Origin of the sequence: Micavibrio sp. TMED2 (genome assembly GCA_002168225.1) — a bacterium.
Lineage (GTDB): Bacteria > Pseudomonadota > Alphaproteobacteria > TMED2 > TMED2 > TMED2.
The window spans coordinates 1,375,409-1,391,659 of record NHBH01000001.1 but is presented as its reverse complement, the minus strand read 5'-3'; the positions used below and the strand labels follow the sequence as shown (position 1 = coordinate 1,391,659).

Sequence of the window (16,251 nt, the reverse complement as noted above, 5' to 3'; positions counted from 1 at the left end):
CAGAAGAGAGAAGCTGCCCCAGATGTTCAATCCACTCAGCCTGCTGCCTCCCGAAACCGCCCATGGCGTTGCCATCAAACTTGCCGCACAGGGACTGGTACCTGCCGCCCCAGCGGACAGCCCAAGTCTTAAACGCACTCTGTTCGGCAAGGAGTTTCGCAACCCGATCGGCCTTTCTGCCGGGGCCGACAAGGAAGCCGCAGCCCTGATCGGTTGGGAGAAGCTCGGTTTCGGCTTTGTTGAGACCGGCACGGTCACGCTGAAGCCCCGTCCAGGCAATCCGGGGCCGCGCATCTGGCGGGTTGGCGCACGCGACAGCCTGATCAACTGGCTCGGCCTGCCCGGTCACGGACTGGAACCCTTTCTGGAGAACCTGCAGGCATATCGCGCCCGCACGGTGCAGAAGCTGGTTGTCGGCGTCAGCATCGCCTCGCCCGATGGCAAACTCGCCGAGTTCGAGAAGCTGGCCAGTGCCTGTGCCCCGCTCGCCGATTACCTGACCCTCAACGCCTCATGCCCGAATGTCGCCCATGGTGCCGATGACCATGACCCGGTCGCGGATATGGCCGCACAGGTTGCCGCCAGTGTCGGCGCGGCTGGTGACACACCGCTGCTGGTCAAGCTCGGCCCCTCAACCGACGAGGTTAGCGTCAAGACCATGGTTGCCGCCGCCCTCGATGCCGGTGCCCGCGGCATTGTCGCAACCAACACCATCCCGCCGGACCGGTCGGAACTGCTGGCCAATCAGGACTTTGTCTGGCCACGGTATGAGAACAAGCCGGTGGGCGGCTACAGTGGCCCGGGCCTGCTCGATATTGCCTGTCAGATGGTCGACTGGGCGCGTGAGGTGGGCGGTACCAACATGCCGCTCATGGGCGTTGGCGGGGTGCAGGACGGGGCCAGCGCCAAACGCCTGCTGGATGCCGGTGCCGATGCGATCCAGCTCTATACCGCGCTGACCTATCAGGGGCCTGCCGTCTTGCGGAAAATCAAGGCCGCTATTGCCTGATTGCGCAACACCTGATGACGCCTGATACAGGCTTCGCCAGCTATCGCTTGAACAGTCAACTGTTTGCCCCCCATGGTTGGATAAAACAACCGCATGACAGCAAGCAGGACGGGGCAGGATGAGCGCAGGCAACAGCAATAATGGCATTACCGCCGATGATCTCGCCCGACTGCCCGATGCCGAGTTGCGCCAGCTGATACTGGATCGGATCGATACCGTCCCGGCCAATGGCGCGGATGGGCTGAACCCCGCCGATATCGCCTATCGCCTGCAGGAAGCCTTCGCCACTGCACAGGATCGCCTCGGCGACATCCTCGGCAGCTATAAAGAATTACCCGGTGCCATGGCCGCCGCTTGGCGCGCACTGACCAGCAACCGTGCCGAGGGCGGGTTGGGTGAGTTCCTCATCGTCTTCCTGATCTCGCTCGGCATCGCCTGGGTCGGATCGCATCAGTTGAAAAAGCTGAAACAGCGGATTGTCGGCACACCCGAAGACAGCAATCCCGGCCTGCTCGCCAAGGCCAGGCATCTGGCGCTCAACCTGCTCGGTGACGGCATTCGGATCGGTGCCTTTGCCGCGATTGCCGCCCTTGTGTTCATGGTGATCGGCGGGGATGAACCGCGCGACCGGCTGGCCTTCTTCTTCTACCTGTCGGCTGTGCTGATGATGCAGGCGGTCATTGCCTTTTTGCGCGCCTATCTCGCCCTGCCGCGCCCCGATTACCGCATTCCGGCTTTCACTGACCCAGCCGCTAGAAGCCTTTACCACACCCAGATTTTCGCCATGGCGCTTGGTGCCTTCGGCTTTTTCACCTGCGCCCTGTTTGCGGTGCTGGGGGTTACCGGCGACGCCCATTACCTGCTGCTGATCATTGTCGGCTCGCTGCTGAGCGGCGGGCTGGTGCTGTCCTTCATCAGCAACCGTGCAGCCCTGACCGGGGCGCTGGTCATTGACGGCATCACCGGCATCCGCAACCGCCTCGCACCGCTTTACGGCTGGGCCTTGGCCGTTGCCACGCTGCTGATCTGGTTCGGGGTAATTCTGAGCGGCGTGCTCGGCTCCATACCGCTCTACGGCGCGGCATTGTTTACAGTGCTCACCCTTACCTTCTGGCCACCGATCGACAGCGCCATTGCGGCGGCTGCCATCACCGGAACCAACGCGCATGACCCGATCCGGGCTGCCGCCTTGCGGGTCAGCCGCCTGATTCTCACGGTCGCCGTTATCATCGCGCTGATGGTTGTCTGGCGCGTGGATGTTTTCACCGCTTCGGAAGCCGCCAGCCTGAATGTGGTAATCCTGCAGGCCTTACTGCAGATATGCGCGGTCCTGCTCATTGCCTATACCGCGTGGGAAGTTCTATGCATCTGGCTTGATCGGCGGATTGCGGTCGAGAATGCCGCCTATGAGGCCGAGCGCGGCGATGTGGGCGAAATGGAGATTGGCGGGGCTGGTCTGTCGCGCCTCGGCACCCTGCTGCCGCTGTTTAAACGCACCGGGCAAGTGACCATCGTGGTGATCGCGCTGATGATTATCCTCTCGGCCCTCGGGGTCGACATTGGACCGGTTCTGGCCGGTGCCGGTGTTGTCGGCCTCGCCATCGGTTTTGGCTCGCAAACCCTTGTGCGCGATATCGTCTCCGGTGCGTTCTTCCTCATCGACGACGCCTTCCGGCAGGGCGAATATATCGACCTCGGTACGGTCAAGGGTTCGGTGGAGAAAATCCGCGCCCGGTCGCTCCAGCTCCGGCACCATCGCGGCGCACTCAATACCATCCCGTTTGGCGAGATCAGCACGATCCAGAACTACAGCCGCGACTGGGCGATCATGAAGCTGAAATTCCGCCTGCCCTTCGATACCGATCTGGAGAAGGTCCGCAAACTGCTCAAGAAAACTGGCCAGCAACTGCTCGAGCACCCGGAGGTTGGCGAAGACTTCATCCAGCCGTTCAAATCGCAGGGCGTGGTTGAGGTCGATGATTACGGCCTGATTATCAGCACCAAGTTCATGTGCCATCCGGGTCGGCAATACCTGATCCGACGCTATGCCTATGCCGCGGTGCAGACCGCCTTTGCCGAGAACGGCATCAGCTTCTCCAGACCCGAAATCCGGGTCGCCGTGGGCGATAATGATGAGGACCGGTCCGAGGAAATCGCCCGGGCAACCGCCGCCGCCGCCATCAGCAGCCAGCAACGCATGGCAGCGCGGGACAGTACAGGCGGTACCAATAAATCAACTGACAGCGATATAACCTGACCCCGGCATTGTGAAGCGAGACCGGTTTTTGCCATTGGCATTTTACGCGATGAGGTGCAAAACCACGGGCAATCCCGTCCCGTTGCCCGACATTCCAACGCCATGACCAGCATCGCCAATCGCCTGAAAAACAGTGCCGTCGAATTTTACCCCGGCGTCATTCTGGCTGTCGTACTGGCCGGTATTGCCCAACTGATCGCGATCTTCATCGGTGGGCCGGTGATGCTGCTTGCCCTGCTGATCGGCATGGCACTCAACCGTCTGGGACGACAGCCGCGCCTGGCACCCGGCCTGAAATTCTCCAGCAAGGCGATCCTGAAATTCGGCGTGGCCCTGCTCGGTGCGCGGATCGGTGCAGAGCAGATTGCCGCCCTCGGCGTGGCACCGCTGGTGCTGGTAACCATCGGGGTCGTGACAACCATCCTGTTCGGCGCCCTGCTCGGGCGCTGGATCGGCCTTGGCAGCGAACGCGGCGTGCTGACCGGCGGTGCCACCGCGATCTGTGGTGCCTCGGCAGCGCTGGCGATTTCCGCCGCCCTGCCCGACCGGGAGTGGAAGGAACGCGAGACCGCCTTCACGGTCGTTACTGTTACCACGCTCAGCACGCTGGCCATGGTGCTCTATCCGGTCATTTCCGGCCTGCTCGGCTTCAACGACCATGAGGCTGGCATCTTCCTCGGTGGCTCAATTCACGATGTGGCGCAGGTCGTCGGTGCGGGCTACACGGTTTCGGAAACCGCAGGCGAAGCCGCCACCCTGACCAAGCTGTTCCGGGTCGCCCTGCTCGCCCCGGTAGTGCTGGCGGTTGCCTTCATTTTCCGCGAGCGGGCGGAGACCAAAGGGCTGAAGGGCCTTGCACCACCACCGATGCTGATCGGCTTCATCATTCTGGCCGTACTCAATTCGCTCGGCCTGTTGCCCCAGCCATTCGTACTGGCCGCGACCTATCTCTCAACCGCCTGACTCGCCACCGCCGTCGCCGCGATTGGTGCCCGCACCGTACTCGCCGACCTCAGGGAACTGGGCTGGAAGCCCATGGTGCTGATGGTATCCGAGACGGTCTATATCTGCCTCGTCCTGCTGATCGGCGTCTTGCTGCTGTAATCTGTCAGCACGCGTCCGTGCTGACAGATTACAAATAAAGCGCGCATCAGATATTCAGTCGCCGTAATCTGAGAGCATTGGCAATGACCGAAACAGAAGACAGGGACATGGCGGCAGCGGCGATCATCGGTGACAAGAGAAGACCAAAGACCGGGTAAAGCAACCCCGCCGCTATCGGTATGCCCGCCATGTTATAGACAAAGGCAAAGAACAGGTTCTGTCTGATATTGCGCAGTGTCGCCCGAGCGAGTTTCCGCGCCCGAACAATACCGGTCAGGTCACCGCCAAGCAGCGTCAGACCGGCACTCTCAACAGCGACATCAGCACCGGTTCCCATCGCGATACCAACATCGGCGGCAGCCAGTGCCGGAGCATCGTTAACGCCATCTCCCGCCATCGCAATTGACCGGCCTGCAGCTCGCAACTCATCCACCAGCGCCTTCTTGTCTGCCGGCAATACGCCTGCCCGCACCTCATCAATGCCGAGTTGTCCAGCAACGGCTTCAGCCGTGCGCTTATTATCACCCGTGGCCATGATGATGCGTAGCCCCTGGGCATGCAGTTCACGAATTGCACGCTCGGTTGAGGCCTTGATAGGATCTGCAACAGCCACAATGCCGATCAACTGACCGTCAATGGCAACAAACATGGCGGTCTTGCCCTCAGCGCGCAACGCATCAGCCTGATCTTCCCCGGAACGTGTTGCAGCATTGATTGACTGCATGAGAGCCGCATTTCCAAACGCCACGGAACAGTCGCCGACCCGACCGGTGACTCCCTTTCCGGTCACGGCCTCGAAGTCCGACATTTTTCCGAGTGTGATACCGCGCTCCTGCGCACCGTCCAGAACAGCTTCGGCCAACGGGTGTTCCGACCCGCGCTCCAATGCAGCAGCAAGCGCAAGCACATCCTCACCAGATTTGTCAGATAGGGAGATGACATCGGTTAATTTTGGCCGCCCTTCGGTGAGGGTGCCGGTCTTGTCAACGATCAGGGTATCGACCCTGGCCATGCGTTCCAGAGCCTCGGCGTCCTTGATCAAAACCCCCGCCTGTGCCCCCCGACCGGCAGCCGTGGTGATTGAGATCGGTGTCGCGAGACCAAGGGCACAAGGACAGGCAATAATCAGAACCGAGACTGCCGAAGCGATGGCAAAGACGATTGCGGGACTTGGTCCGGCAAACAGCCAGGCCAGAAAGGTAACCATGGCGACGCCGACAACGGCAGGCACGAATATTTCCGACACCTGATCCGCCAGCCCCTGAATTGGCGCACGGGAGCGCCGTGCACCGGCAACCATGTCGACAATCTGTGACAATACAGTGTCTGATCCGACAGCGGTTGCCCGAACAGCAAGCGTGCCATTTTTGTTGATCGTGCCTCCGGTCACACGATCACCCTCCGCCTTCTCTACCGGCACCGGTTCGCCGGTAATCATACTTTCATCAATCGAGGAATGACCCTCAACCACTTCACTGTCGACCGGCACGCTCTCACCTGGCCGGACACGCAACAGATCACCCTCGGTAATATTCTCAAGCGGCGCATCATATTCCGTACCGTCCGGCAGAATGCGCCGTGCCGTCTTGGGTGCCAGATCCATCAGTGCCCGGATCGCATCACCGGTACGTTCGCGAGCACGCAACTCCAGAACCTGACCGACAAAAATCAGCGCAACAATCACTGTTGCCGCCTCATAATAAGTACCGACCATGCCCCCCGTCCAATATTGCTCGGGGAAAATATCCGGCAGAAATGTTGCAATCAGTGAATAGAGGTAAGCAGCCCCGACCCCCAAAGAAATCAACGTCCACATATTCGGCGAACGGTTTCTGATCGAATCCCTGCCACGTTGAAAGAACGGTCGGGCAGCCCAGAGTACAATCGGGGTTGCCAGCAGAAATTCAAGATAGACCGCGATCCGGTGCCCGATCCATTCACGAACCGGCAAGCCGAACATCTCGCCCATGGTCAGCACCATGAGTGGTACCGCCGCACTGACACTTACCCAGAGCCGACGGGTGAAATCGGCCAGTTCCTCATTGGGCGCATCGCCCGGCACCATGGGTTCGAGAGCCATGCCACAGAGCGGACAGCTGCCCGGCTCGTCCTGAACGATTTCAGGATGCATCGGACAGGTCCATTGCGTATTCGGCACCACATGCTTGCCGACCTGATCTGCCTTGCCGGAAGTGTAGAACCATGGGTCGGCATCGAATTTTGTCCGGCACCCATCCGAACAGAAGAAGAAGGTCTCGCCACCATATTCACGGCATCTGGCATCCGGTTTGATTGTAACTGTCATCCCGCAAACCGGGTCGGTGGCGGTTTTGCCAGCACCTGTGCCTGCATCTGCATGATCATGCACTGTATGTTCATGTTGGGGATGGTCTTTGTGCGCCATTGTTTAGTCCTGCCTTATGGGATGAACACAGGCTATTGCTTCCAGTGACTGGAAGGTCAAGGAAATGCGTGCGTTCGCTTCTGGTTTATGAACAGATTGGTCGCATCAGCACGTTACCGCCTCATCGCATCAGGAATCATTGCAGCTGTATTGCCCCCGAAAACCGGCCTTGTAATCTGACCCAGCCGTCATAATCAGATCATGACCCTCGCCATTCTCGGCTTCATGCAATTCTGCGGATAAGGGAGGAGCAATAAAACTGCCACCATCAGTGCCGACGAAATCCGCAGCCTCAAGGCGAACGAGATCGCCACTGATCTTCACGAGCGCTGCAGGCCCATCAGCACTTTCACCGACCACCAGTACAGGCGGACTGTCTGCGGTATATCTGAAGCTGCAGGTACTGCTGTTTTCCGGGAAAAGCCGAGCAATCTGCTCATCCGTCATGAATTCCGGGTCAATACCGGGCAATTCTTCGCTGGAGAGCGCTTGTTCACCATCGACAATATGTGGGGTCGGGACAACAGGCTCCTGAGATACGGTCTTTCCGTTGGTATCGATATCCGCAATCAGGTAACGCATTTCGGCAATTTCCTTATCCTGCGCATATACGATGTTATCTGCCAACCTGCGAACCCGCGTATCAGAGATATTGGCTCGACTGGATGTCATGATCGCAATTGAATGGTGCGGGATCATCGCACTCATGTAACTGCGGTCCTCGACAGTAACCTGACTGCGCACCAGCCAGAGTGCGATGGCAAAAACCAGAACCGAACTGGTGAAAACAGCTATATTGACTGCTCGATTGGCATACATCGAGAGCATGAAGGCAAGCATGATAAATGCCATTGTCGCCCCCATGACGATGGCCATATACGCACGTGTTTCAGACCAGAAAACGTGGCCAGGCAAATAGGTATTCAGATACATCAGTGCAAACATCACCACTGTCGAGGTGATAATCATCGCGAAAAAGCGTTTGTAATTCATTTGTGCCTCCATGTGCTTGCTTCTTGGTAAACGGGTTTCCTGCACTGGAAGGTTCCATCTGGATAATCCAAACTGTGTTTTCATTACCCGTCAGGAGAACATCACGATGAACATTGGAGACGTTGCCAAGGCAAGCGGCCTGCCTGCCAAGACGATCCGTTACTATGAAGACATCGGCCTTGTTCGTCCGGGACGCGCGCATAATGGCTATCGAACATTCAGCAAGGCTGATGCGCACAAGCTCGCATTCCTGTCACGAGCACGTTCTCTGGGATTTTCCATAGAGGATTGCCGATCGCTTATGTCGCTTTATGAAGATCGCGACCGGGCCAGTGCAGATGTACGACAGATCGCCTCCGGTCATCTGGAACGCATCATCGATAAGATTGCCGAACTGCAATCACTTCAGCAGACGCTTGAGACACTCATTGACCGGTGCCGTGGCGATGGACGACCTGACTGTCCTATTCTGGAGGACCTGTCGCGTTCGGGAGACGCGGAAGCACCTGCTTCCTGAGCCACTCTTCTCCCCCTGCCCAGCGACATACTATTGCATCGGTTTCAGACGGGCCTGCCGCAGATGCTGCGACAGGCCCGCCCCTTGTCAGAACATGATGCGCGTGCCGATGGTGATGAAGACTGCACCGGCATCCTCGCCACTGGCCCGGACGAGGTTGGCTGTCTCACCGAATGACCGTTCATAATGCACCCCGATATAGGGTGATACGGCACGATCGATCAGGTCATAACTCAGCCTTGCCCCGATCTCGATTTTCGGGCCAAAGGCCGCGATATCCAGATCGTCATCATCGGCAAACGGCACATCAAGCTCGATGCTCGGCACCATTATAACCCGGTTGGTGATGAGCCCTTCATATTCCGCCTCGAAGCGGAAAGCCGGTTTGTCGCTGATGAACAGGTCGGCATCAATCTCGAACCATTGCGGGGCGAGACCATGCAAGCCGATGACACCGGATATGCGATCATCCCCGTCATCCAGTGTCGGCGTATCAACCCTGATACCCGCGACGGCATCAAAGAAGGTTGAGACAGGCACCTGCAATCGAAGCTGGTTTTCGAGCTTCTCGAAACCGTCTTCCTCCGTTGCGTATTCGGCCTCGCTCCGCCAGACCAGTTTCAGCTCATCACTGCCGACAAGGGCATCGAAATCCCAGGCAAAGACATCGGTATCATCACCGAGGCGATACTCAAGTTGCTCAACCTGAATGCCATAGATCAGCGGCTCACCTTCCGCATGCGCCTCATTGCCGACTGTCTGGGCCGTCAACACAGCACAGGCAATCGCAATGAGGCCCCAAGTTGTAATCCTGCTGTTCATCTAGCCCTCCTTCTGACCGGCAGTTGCGGGAACGGCATCCACACGGCCCTTCTTCGGACCGCCCTCGACAACAATCTTGCGGAACATGCCTGACTGGGCGTGATAGGAGAGATGGCAGTGGAAGGCCCATTCGCCGGGCGCATCAACCTCGGTCTCCATATAGACCGTCGTATTCGGCGCGACGCTGATCACATGCTTGATCGGGTTCCATTGACCGTTGCCATTATCCAGAATCGACCACATGCCATGCAGGTGCATCGGGTGGGTCATCATGGTTTCATTGACGAATTTGAAGCGCACCCGCTCGCCATATTGCAGCCGGATCGGATCGGCATCGTCGTATTTGACGCCGTTGATCGACCACAGATAGCGTTCCATATTACCGGTCAGACGCAGCTCAATCTCCCGCGTGGCATCGCGATATTCATAGAGCGGCTTCTGGGCCTTCAGGTCGTTATAGGACAGGAACTTGCCGCCTTCCTTCGCAGCCTCCGGCGTCAAACCGCTGCCCGGCGCATAGAATGGATCGACGACATCACCACCATGGTTCATGCCATGGGCACCATGCCCCATATTCCCGTGATCCATAGCTCCATGGCCCATGCTGCCATGATCCGCACCGGACATGACCGTGCCATCGGGCATGGTGTGGGTCATCATGCCGTGATCCATTCCCATACCTTCATGCCCCATACCTGCATGGTTCATGTCAGCCATGGTCAGCAGCGGTGGTTCACGCAGTTCCGGCACATCTGCTGACATGCCCTCGGTCGTTGCCAGCGTCGCCCGGCCCATTGCGGTACGGCCCACGCTCTCGGCGAGGATGGAGAAGGCCTTGTCTTCACGTGGCCGCACAATCACGTCATAGGTTTCAGCCACAGCAAGGCGGAATTCATCGACCTTCACCGGCTGGACATTATTGCCATCAGCCTGCACCACCAGCATCTCGAGCCCCGGAATACGGATATCGAAATAGCTCATGGCCGACGCATTGATGAACCGCAGGCGCACCCGTTCTCCCGGCTCAAACAATCCGGTCCAGTTCTGATCCGCGCTGCGACCGTTGATAAGCGGCGTATAGCCCTGCAGATCCTCGATATCAGTCGGCATCATGCGCATATCACCCCAGTCACTGCGATCCGCCATGGCCGCACCAAATCCCTGCTCCTCAACATCGCTGAAGAAATCCAGCAGGGTTCGTTGCTGCCGGTTGTAATAGTCCGGCATCAGTTTGAGATTGCGCATGATCCGGTCGCCCCGGTGCGGATGGGAATCCGTCAGGATCAGGGTGTATTCCCGGTCATAGCGGAATGGCTCACGGTCCTTTGGCTCGATGACCAGCGCACCATAGGCACCATCCGGCTCCTGAAAACCGGAATGGCTGTGATACCAGTAGGTGCCTGATTGCTGGATCGGGAAGCGGTAGGTAAAGGTCTCTCCCGGATCAATGCCCTTGTAGCTGATACCGGGCACGCCATCCTGCTGGTAGGGCAAGACCATGCCGTGCCAGTGAATTGACGTGCGCTCATCCAGATTGTTGGTCACATGGATGGTGACCTCCTCCCCTTCACTGAAACGCAGGACCGGGCCGGGCGATGTGCCGTTGAAGCCGATACCGTCGCGGGTAAAGTCGCCGGTATCGATGGTGATCGGATCAACACTGATCGTGTATTCACCGGCATGGGCCGTTGTGGCGGGCAATCCTGACCACAGGGCACCGACAGCCAGCACCAGCGTGCTGACCATAATCTTGATGCTCATTGTCAAATCTCCCGCTTATTCGGCTGTAATCGAGAGATCGCCGACCATGCCGGCATCATAGTGACCGGGCACGTTACAGGCGAATTCGAGCGTGATGCTGCCATCCTCGGGGAAGGTCCAGGCGAATTGAGCCGTCTTGCCCGGCTCCAGCAAGGCGCTGTTCGGCTCGTCATGCATGCCATGGCCCATGGTCGCCTGCATGTGTTTCGCGGCGGCCATGTCAATGCGATCGGACAGCAGAACGCCATGCTCGACCATCATCTGCATTTCCGGCGCATGGGCGAGGTGCATATCCTCGGTGCCGATATTGAATTCATGCACCAGCGTGCCTTCGTTCTTCACGATGAAACGTACGGTCTCACCTGCCTTTACGGTGATCTCCTCAGGCTCGTAATAATTGTCATGCATGGTGACCCGGATGGTGCGGGTGGCAACCGATGCGGCTGCCGGTTTGCCAATATCTGTGGCGGTACTGTGGGAGCCGTGGGAACCATGGGCACCGTGACCATGCCCACCGGCGTGATCGCCAGCAGCAAGGGCCATTGAGCCGGTTGACACGGCAAGGAGGAAGGCTGCGCCAGCACAGGCTGTGCGCACCGGAATGGATTGGAATTTCATGTTAATTCTCGCTTCTGATCAAATACCGGAAGCCCGGTGACACGGCGATCGCATCACAGGGCGGTTACAGTGAATTTGATCAGGCGCGAGGCGGCGGCGTTTCCGCCTCCGGCATCCGTCCGAGGGCGATCTGGTCGCCCTGAGCTTCATGCAGATCGCGGCAAGTCGCGTAGGAGACGGCATTGCTGAGATTAAGGGCGACGACCATGCCGCAGCCGCCAGCCATGGCAGAGCAGCATGTTTGCATGGCCTGATCATGACATTCGCCGTCATCACAGGCGTCATGCTGCGCCGAAAGCTGCATGGCCTGATGCTCATGCTCGGTCATGTCGGCATGGTCCATAGCCATATGCTCATGGCTGACCATGGCACTACCCTCATCCATATCCGCCATGTGCATGGAGGCATGGCTGCCGGACACGGTCGTCAAACAGAATGACACCGCGATCAGGGAGAGCAGAACATATGAAATAAACCTGTGCATGGCCGAAACGATATATGAAGTCAGAGGCTGTGGCAATCATTCGATCCCCTTCGTCTTTCCTTTCCACCCCGGATGGCAAATGCCGGAGACCTTGCAGTCTCCGGCATTTGGTTTTGTTGCTGAGAGGTCAGGTTCAGGCGAGGACCAGTTCCACATCGACATTGCCGCGGGTGGCGTTGGAGTATGGGCAGACCTTGTGCGCTTCCTCGATCAGGTTTTCGCCGACCTCGCGGTCGAGGCCGTCGAGATGGATGGTCAGCTTGGCGGTGATACCGAAGCCACCTTCATCACGCGGACCGATCCCGACCTCGCCGTCGATTTTTGCGCTGTCGGGCAGCTTCACCTTTTTCTGTGAGGCAACCAGTTTCAGGGCACCGAGGAAACAAGCCGAATAGCCGGATGCGAAGAGCTGCTCGGGGTTGGTGCCCTCACCGCCTGCGCCGCCAAGTTCCTTGGGCGTGGTGAGTTTCAGATCGATTTCGCCATCAGGGGTTGTGGCGCGACCATCGCGGCCACCGGTTGCGGTGGCATAGGCTGTGTATTTAACGGTAACGGACATGATGTGTACTCCTTGTTGGGTGTGTTGAGCAGAACCGCAGGCGTTTCCGCTCATTTCAATCTTGCTTGAATATATCGCACGCGATTTAATCTGATGCAAGTTATTTTTTACGTTACACTGACGATCACCGTGACTGACGGCTTAAAGGCCGACCAGATACCGCAGCCCGTAACCGGATCAGAACGATTATGGCCAAGACATCACCGACCAGCGCCCTGCCTGTAAACGACATGGTCTGCTTTGCCGCCTATTCAACCTCCATGGCCTTCACGCGGTTCTATAACCCGCTGTTGAAGCCGCTCGGCCTTACCTATCCGCAATATCTGGTGATGAACGTACTCTGGGCCGAGGATGATGTGAATGTGAAGACCATCGGCGAGGCGCTGCATCTGGAGAGCAATACTCTCACCCCGCTGCTGAAAAAGCTGGAGGCTGCCGGGCACCTCACCCGCACCCGCGATCCAGCCGATGAGCGCCAGACCCGCATCCGCCTGACCCCGACCGGCAGGGCATTACAGCAGCAGGCAGCCCATATCCCCGGCTGCATCGTCGAACAGCTCGGCTGCTCAATCCAGGAGCTGCAGGATCTGATACAACAACTGACCTCGGTCAGACAGGCACTGGAAGCGCAATAGCCAGCAGAGGCGCCAACCGATCACGCCTGCCGCAGATCGGCGAGGAATTTGTCGACGGTGGCGTTGAGGCGCGTTGCCTGATGGGAGAGTTGGGCCGAGGCCGCCAGCACATCCTGCGCCACGGCACCGTTACGCTCCGCCGCCTCACGCGCGCCGAGGATATAGCTTGAGGCAAATTCGGTCTGGCCCGAGGCTTCCTTGACCGATTGCGCGATATTGCCGGTGGTGCCCGACTGGACCGATACATCGCCGGAGATCGCTTCCGCCAACCCGCTGATTACCCGCACCTCTTCCGATATCTCGCGGATCGCGCCGACCGCCTCGGTGGTCACGGTCTGGATGCCACCGATCTGGGCTGAAATATCCTCGGTCGCCTGACTTGTCTGCCGGGACAGGTTCTTGATCTCGGAGGCAACGATGGCAAAGCCCTTGCCGGCATCCCCGGCGCGCGCGGCCTCGATCGTGGCGTTGAGCGCCAGCAGGTCGATCTGGCCGGAAATGCCATTGATGATTTCGAGTACGTCGCCGATTTCCTCGGCCATCTGGCTCAAGCGCAAAACCGTTTCATTGGTCTTCTCGGCCCGTTCGGAAGCACGTCTGGCGATGTGCGATGATTCATCGGCACTACCCGCAATCTTGTCGATGGCACTGGAGAGATTATCCACCGCCTCGGTTGCCGAGCGGACCAGCGCGCTCGCCTGATCCGAGGCCCGCAGGGCGGCACCCGCCTGTTCCTGATTATCGCTGGAAGCATTGGACAGTATCTGCGCCGAGGTTTCCATACTGCCCGCCGCTGCCGTCAGGGCCTGCGCGACCACGGAAATATCCTTCTGGAAGGCGGCCAGTATATGATCAAGATGCTCTGCCCGGCGGATCAATGCCTGCTGTGTCTTCTGCTGGTTGATCGTGAAGTCCTGTACCTTGGCCAGTGAATCCTTGAACGCGGTCAGACCCTGCGCCAGTTCACCGATCTCATCACCCCGGTTCGTGTAGGGCACTTCCGGGTCATTCTCCGCGATGATCGCCCGCATGGCCCGATGCAGACGCTGGATCGGCCCGGTGACAAGCTGGCGTGACAGAATCACCAGACAACCCAGCAGGATGATAACAACGCCGCTACCGCCGATCAGCGCCAGATTGGTAAAGGCTGCAATCTCTGCATCAATCTCCTTGCCCTTCTGGATCAACCCGTCCGAGCGCTGCACGATATCGACCCGCGCCTTTTCCGCCTCGATGGCATCATCAAGCAGGGTGTTTTTCAGGGTATTCACCCGCTCAACCAGTGACGCGGTCTGATCAGCCTGATTCAATTCGGTGAATTTTGCCTGAACCGCGCCCATGTCATCGGTTGAGAGTTGGTACTCGACCACCGCGTTATCAAAGGCACCATTTACGAACCGGCCCTGGGTAATGGATACGGTACCGGCTGTGTTCATATCGATATAGGAGCGACCGGGGCGGCTGATGTCCCGCCGGGCGGTTCGTGAGCGATACCGCGCGACAATCTCATCCCGCCCCTCATGCACAACCTCGCGGATGCCATATTCCGAGCGTGCCCAGTCGAGCAGCAGCCGGGCCGCATCAACGCTCAGCAGGCCGGGTATCTCGATGATGCGATCCTGCAGGCTGAAAATTTCCGCACGCAGATCGACATTCAGTTCCCGATACAGGTCGAGGCGGTCGCTCTCCAGCTGTTTCAGATAGGAAAGGGACAGCGAAAACCAGAACAACAGCGCCGCCATCAGCACAATGACAATGCCACCCATGCTGAGGGCGAGCTTGGCGTTAATGCTGCGAAACAGGGTTCTGGCGGAAAAAGAAACAGGCACAGGACTGCGCTCAGTCATGCTCTGACGTCCAGAGTGTCAGCATAGTTCCTGCGACAACAGATCAAATGAACAACCATGGGAGAGGCGACCGAAGAGGAGAGACAAAAGATCAGCTATCAGGTTGTAACACCATATCTTTTGTTTGGCAGCCTCTCTGTGCCGTATTTAGGCATTAAAACGATATACATCATGACCAACTATACCGTAATTAAAGCTCCCGCCTTTTACTGCCACCGGATCGAGACCTGACCACCATGCCGCATTCGCCGGACACAATGCAGCAGCCACCGGAGCCCCCACTGGAGCCATCGCTGGAACACCCTCTGGAGCCCCCGCTAGAGCATGGTCACAGCCTCGGCGAAATCCGGCAACGTCTGGCACGAGCCAGAAACGGACAGGGCATGCTGCGCGATGCGGTCTATGGCGCGATGGACGGGGCGGTCACCACCTTTGCCATCGTTGCCGGGGTTCAGGGCGCCGGGCTGTCGATCCATGTGGTTCTGGCCCTCGGCTTTGCCAATCTGCTGGCCGATGGCTTCTCCATGGCCGCCGGGAACTACACCGGCACCAAGAGCGAGCGCGACGAGATCGCGCGCCTCAAAGCCATTGAGAACAAGCACATCAAAGTCGCACCCGATGGCGAACGTTCGGAGTTGCGCGAAATCCTCCGCGCCAAGGGGCTGAACGGTACGGTTCTGGATGCCGCCACCGATGCCATCGCCAAACAGCCGGAACACTGGGTCGATATGATGCTGATCGATGAATACGGCGTCTCCCCCAACCCGCCAGACCCTATCCGCGCAGCTGCCTGCACCTATGCCGCATTTCTGGTGGCCGGGCTGCTGCCGTTGCTGCCATTTGCCCTCGGTATGCCCGCCCCATTCCTGTCAGCCAGCATCATGACCCTGTTTGCCTTCTTCATGATCGGCGCGATCAAGAGCCGCTGGTCACTGTCGTCATGGCTCGCATCCGGCATGGAAACCCTGCTGATCGGCAGCGTTGCCGCTGGCATCGCCTATGGCGTCGGCCATTTCTTCAATATCGGCTCGTGAAACAGGACAGAGCACATGGCTCGTAAGCACATAATTTCATTGAAAAAAGATGGTAGCGGAGGGCCGTTTCATCCGTCCCCCCATACATATCACCTGCGGTTGGTTGCCTGACTACTCCGCCGCCGCGCCATAAACCTCGACCTGACCACGCAGCCATTCCAGCTTCGCCGCCCTGTCCAGCGCTTCCTTGCGCACCCCGGCCATGTA

General features: G+C 58.6%; 14 protein-coding genes. 6 read left to right on the top strand and 8 right to left on the bottom strand.

Annotated features, from left to right (window positions below):
- Nucleotides 1–22 precede the first annotated feature (22 nt).
- From CBB62_06710 to CBB62_06700, 3 genes are all read left to right on the top strand, one after another.
- Nucleotides 23–1,009, top strand: coding sequence for a hypothetical protein (locus CBB62_06710; protein OUT41992.1), 987 nt, complete (start codon nt 23–25; stop codon nt 1,007–1,009).
- Nucleotides 1,010–1,127: 118 nt separating this feature from the next.
- Nucleotides 1,128–3,266 (top strand): hypothetical protein, encoded by a 2,139-nt coding sequence (locus tag CBB62_06705; protein OUT41991.1) that lies wholly within the window; start codon nt 1,128–1,130, stop codon nt 3,264–3,266.
- A 102-nt stretch (nt 3,267–3,368) separates the two neighbouring features.
- Complete coding sequence (locus CBB62_06700) at nt 3,369–4,229, top strand: hypothetical protein (GenBank protein ID OUT41990.1); 861 nt, start codon at nt 3,369–3,371, stop codon at nt 4,227–4,229.
- A gap of 187 nt (nt 4,230–4,416) precedes the next feature.
- Here the strand turns inward: CBB62_06700 and CBB62_06695 are convergent, their stop codons facing one another.
- Nucleotides 4,417–6,774, bottom strand: coding sequence for a copper-translocating P-type ATPase (locus CBB62_06695; protein OUT41989.1), 2,358 nt, complete (start codon nt 6,772–6,774; stop codon nt 4,417–4,419).
- Between the two features lie 129 nt (nt 6,775–6,903).
- Nucleotides 6,904–7,767, bottom strand: coding sequence for a DUF305 domain-containing protein (locus tag CBB62_06690; protein OUT42680.1), 864 nt, complete (start codon nt 7,765–7,767; stop codon nt 6,904–6,906).
- Between the two features lie 106 nt (nt 7,768–7,873).
- Here CBB62_06690 and CBB62_06685 point away from each other — a divergent pair, with 106 nt between their 5' ends.
- Nucleotides 7,874–8,284: a Cu(I)-responsive transcriptional regulator gene (locus CBB62_06685; GenBank protein OUT41988.1), complete on the top strand. Its 411-nt coding sequence runs from the start codon at nt 7,874–7,876 to the stop codon at nt 8,282–8,284.
- 87 nt (nt 8,285–8,371) lie between these two features.
- On the opposite strand, the gene CBB62_06680 is transcribed toward CBB62_06685, so the two are convergent.
- The 5 genes from CBB62_06680 to CBB62_06660 all read right to left on the bottom strand — a co-directional run bounded on the left by CBB62_06680 (nt 8,372) and on the right by CBB62_06660 (nt 12,528).
- Nucleotides 8,372–9,106, bottom strand: a complete 735-nt coding sequence (locus tag CBB62_06680; GenBank protein ID OUT41987.1) for a copper resistance protein CopB — start codon at nt 9,104–9,106, stop codon at nt 8,372–8,374.
- Nucleotides 9,107–10,867 carry a copper oxidase gene (locus CBB62_06675; GenBank protein OUT41986.1) on the bottom strand — a complete coding sequence of 587 codons (1,761 nt, stop codon included), beginning with the start codon at nt 10,865–10,867 and terminating at the stop codon, nt 9,107–9,109.
- Between the two features lie 15 nt (nt 10,868–10,882).
- Nucleotides 10,883–11,485, bottom strand: coding sequence for a hypothetical protein (locus CBB62_06670; protein OUT41985.1), 603 nt, complete (start codon nt 11,483–11,485; stop codon nt 10,883–10,885).
- A 79-nt stretch (nt 11,486–11,564) separates the two neighbouring features.
- Nucleotides 11,565–11,969 (bottom strand): hypothetical protein, encoded by a 405-nt coding sequence (locus CBB62_06665; GenBank protein OUT41984.1) that lies wholly within the window; start codon nt 11,967–11,969, stop codon nt 11,565–11,567.
- A 133-nt stretch (nt 11,970–12,102) separates the two neighbouring features.
- Nucleotides 12,103–12,528, bottom strand: coding sequence for an organic hydroperoxide resistance protein (locus CBB62_06660; protein ID OUT41983.1), 426 nt, complete (start codon nt 12,526–12,528; stop codon nt 12,103–12,105).
- Between the two features lie 188 nt (nt 12,529–12,716).
- Here CBB62_06660 and CBB62_06655 point away from each other — a divergent pair, with 188 nt between their 5' ends.
- Nucleotides 12,717–13,163 carry a MarR family transcriptional regulator gene (locus CBB62_06655; GenBank protein OUT41982.1) on the top strand — a complete coding sequence of 149 codons (447 nt, stop codon included), beginning with the start codon at nt 12,717–12,719 and terminating at the stop codon, nt 13,161–13,163.
- Nucleotides 13,164–13,183: 20 nt separating this feature from the next.
- Here the strand turns inward: CBB62_06655 and CBB62_06650 are convergent, their stop codons facing one another.
- Entirely contained in the window at nt 13,184–15,010 is a 1,827-nt protein-coding gene (locus tag CBB62_06650; GenBank protein ID OUT41981.1) for a hypothetical protein, read from the bottom strand.
- Nucleotides 15,011–15,267: 257 nt separating this feature from the next.
- On the opposite strand from CBB62_06650, the gene CBB62_06645 reads away from it, so the two are divergent.
- Nucleotides 15,268–16,044: a hypothetical protein gene (locus CBB62_06645; GenBank protein ID OUT42679.1), complete on the top strand. Its 777-nt coding sequence runs from the start codon at nt 15,268–15,270 to the stop codon at nt 16,042–16,044.
- Nucleotides 16,045–16,251 lie beyond the last annotated feature (207 nt).

What these genes read in the sequence shown, in the direction of transcription:
- CBB62_06705 (OUT41991.1), top strand. Translation starts at nt 1,128, where the DNA reads ATGAGCGCAGGCAACAGCAATAATGGCATTACCGCCGATGATCTCGCC.
- CBB62_06710 (OUT41992.1), top strand. Translation starts at nt 23, where the DNA reads ATGTTCAATCCACTCAGCCTGCTGCCTCCCGAAACCGCCCATGGCGTT.
- CBB62_06690 (OUT42680.1), bottom strand. Translation starts at nt 7,767, where the DNA reads ATGAATTACAAACGCTTTTTCGCGATGATTATCACCTCGACAGTGGTG.
- CBB62_06655 (OUT41982.1), top strand. Translation starts at nt 12,717, where the DNA reads ATGGCCAAGACATCACCGACCAGCGCCCTGCCTGTAAACGACATGGTC.
- CBB62_06675 (OUT41986.1), bottom strand. Translation starts at nt 10,867, where the DNA reads ATGAGCATCAAGATTATGGTCAGCACGCTGGTGCTGGCTGTCGGTGCC.
- CBB62_06660 (OUT41983.1), bottom strand. Translation starts at nt 12,528, where the DNA reads ATGTCCGTTACCGTTAAATACACAGCCTATGCCACCGCAACCGGTGGC.
- CBB62_06670 (OUT41985.1), bottom strand. Translation starts at nt 11,485, where the DNA reads ATGAAATTCCAATCCATTCCGGTGCGCACAGCCTGTGCTGGCGCAGCC.
- CBB62_06680 (OUT41987.1), bottom strand. Translation starts at nt 9,106, where the DNA reads ATGAACAGCAGGATTACAACTTGGGGCCTCATTGCGATTGCCTGTGCT.
- CBB62_06645 (OUT42679.1), top strand. Translation starts at nt 15,268, where the DNA reads ATGCAGCAGCCACCGGAGCCCCCACTGGAGCCATCGCTGGAACACCCT.
- CBB62_06695 (OUT41989.1), bottom strand. Translation starts at nt 6,774, where the DNA reads ATGGCGCACAAAGACCATCCCCAACATGAACATACAGTGCATGATCAT.
- CBB62_06650 (OUT41981.1), bottom strand. Translation starts at nt 15,010, where the DNA reads ATGACTGAGCGCAGTCCTGTGCCTGTTTCTTTTTCCGCCAGAACCCTG.
- CBB62_06685 (OUT41988.1), top strand. Translation starts at nt 7,874, where the DNA reads ATGAACATTGGAGACGTTGCCAAGGCAAGCGGCCTGCCTGCCAAGACG.
- CBB62_06665 (OUT41984.1), bottom strand. Translation starts at nt 11,969, where the DNA reads ATGCACAGGTTTATTTCATATGTTCTGCTCTCCCTGATCGCGGTGTCA.
- CBB62_06700 (OUT41990.1), top strand. Translation starts at nt 3,369, where the DNA reads ATGACCAGCATCGCCAATCGCCTGAAAAACAGTGCCGTCGAATTTTAC.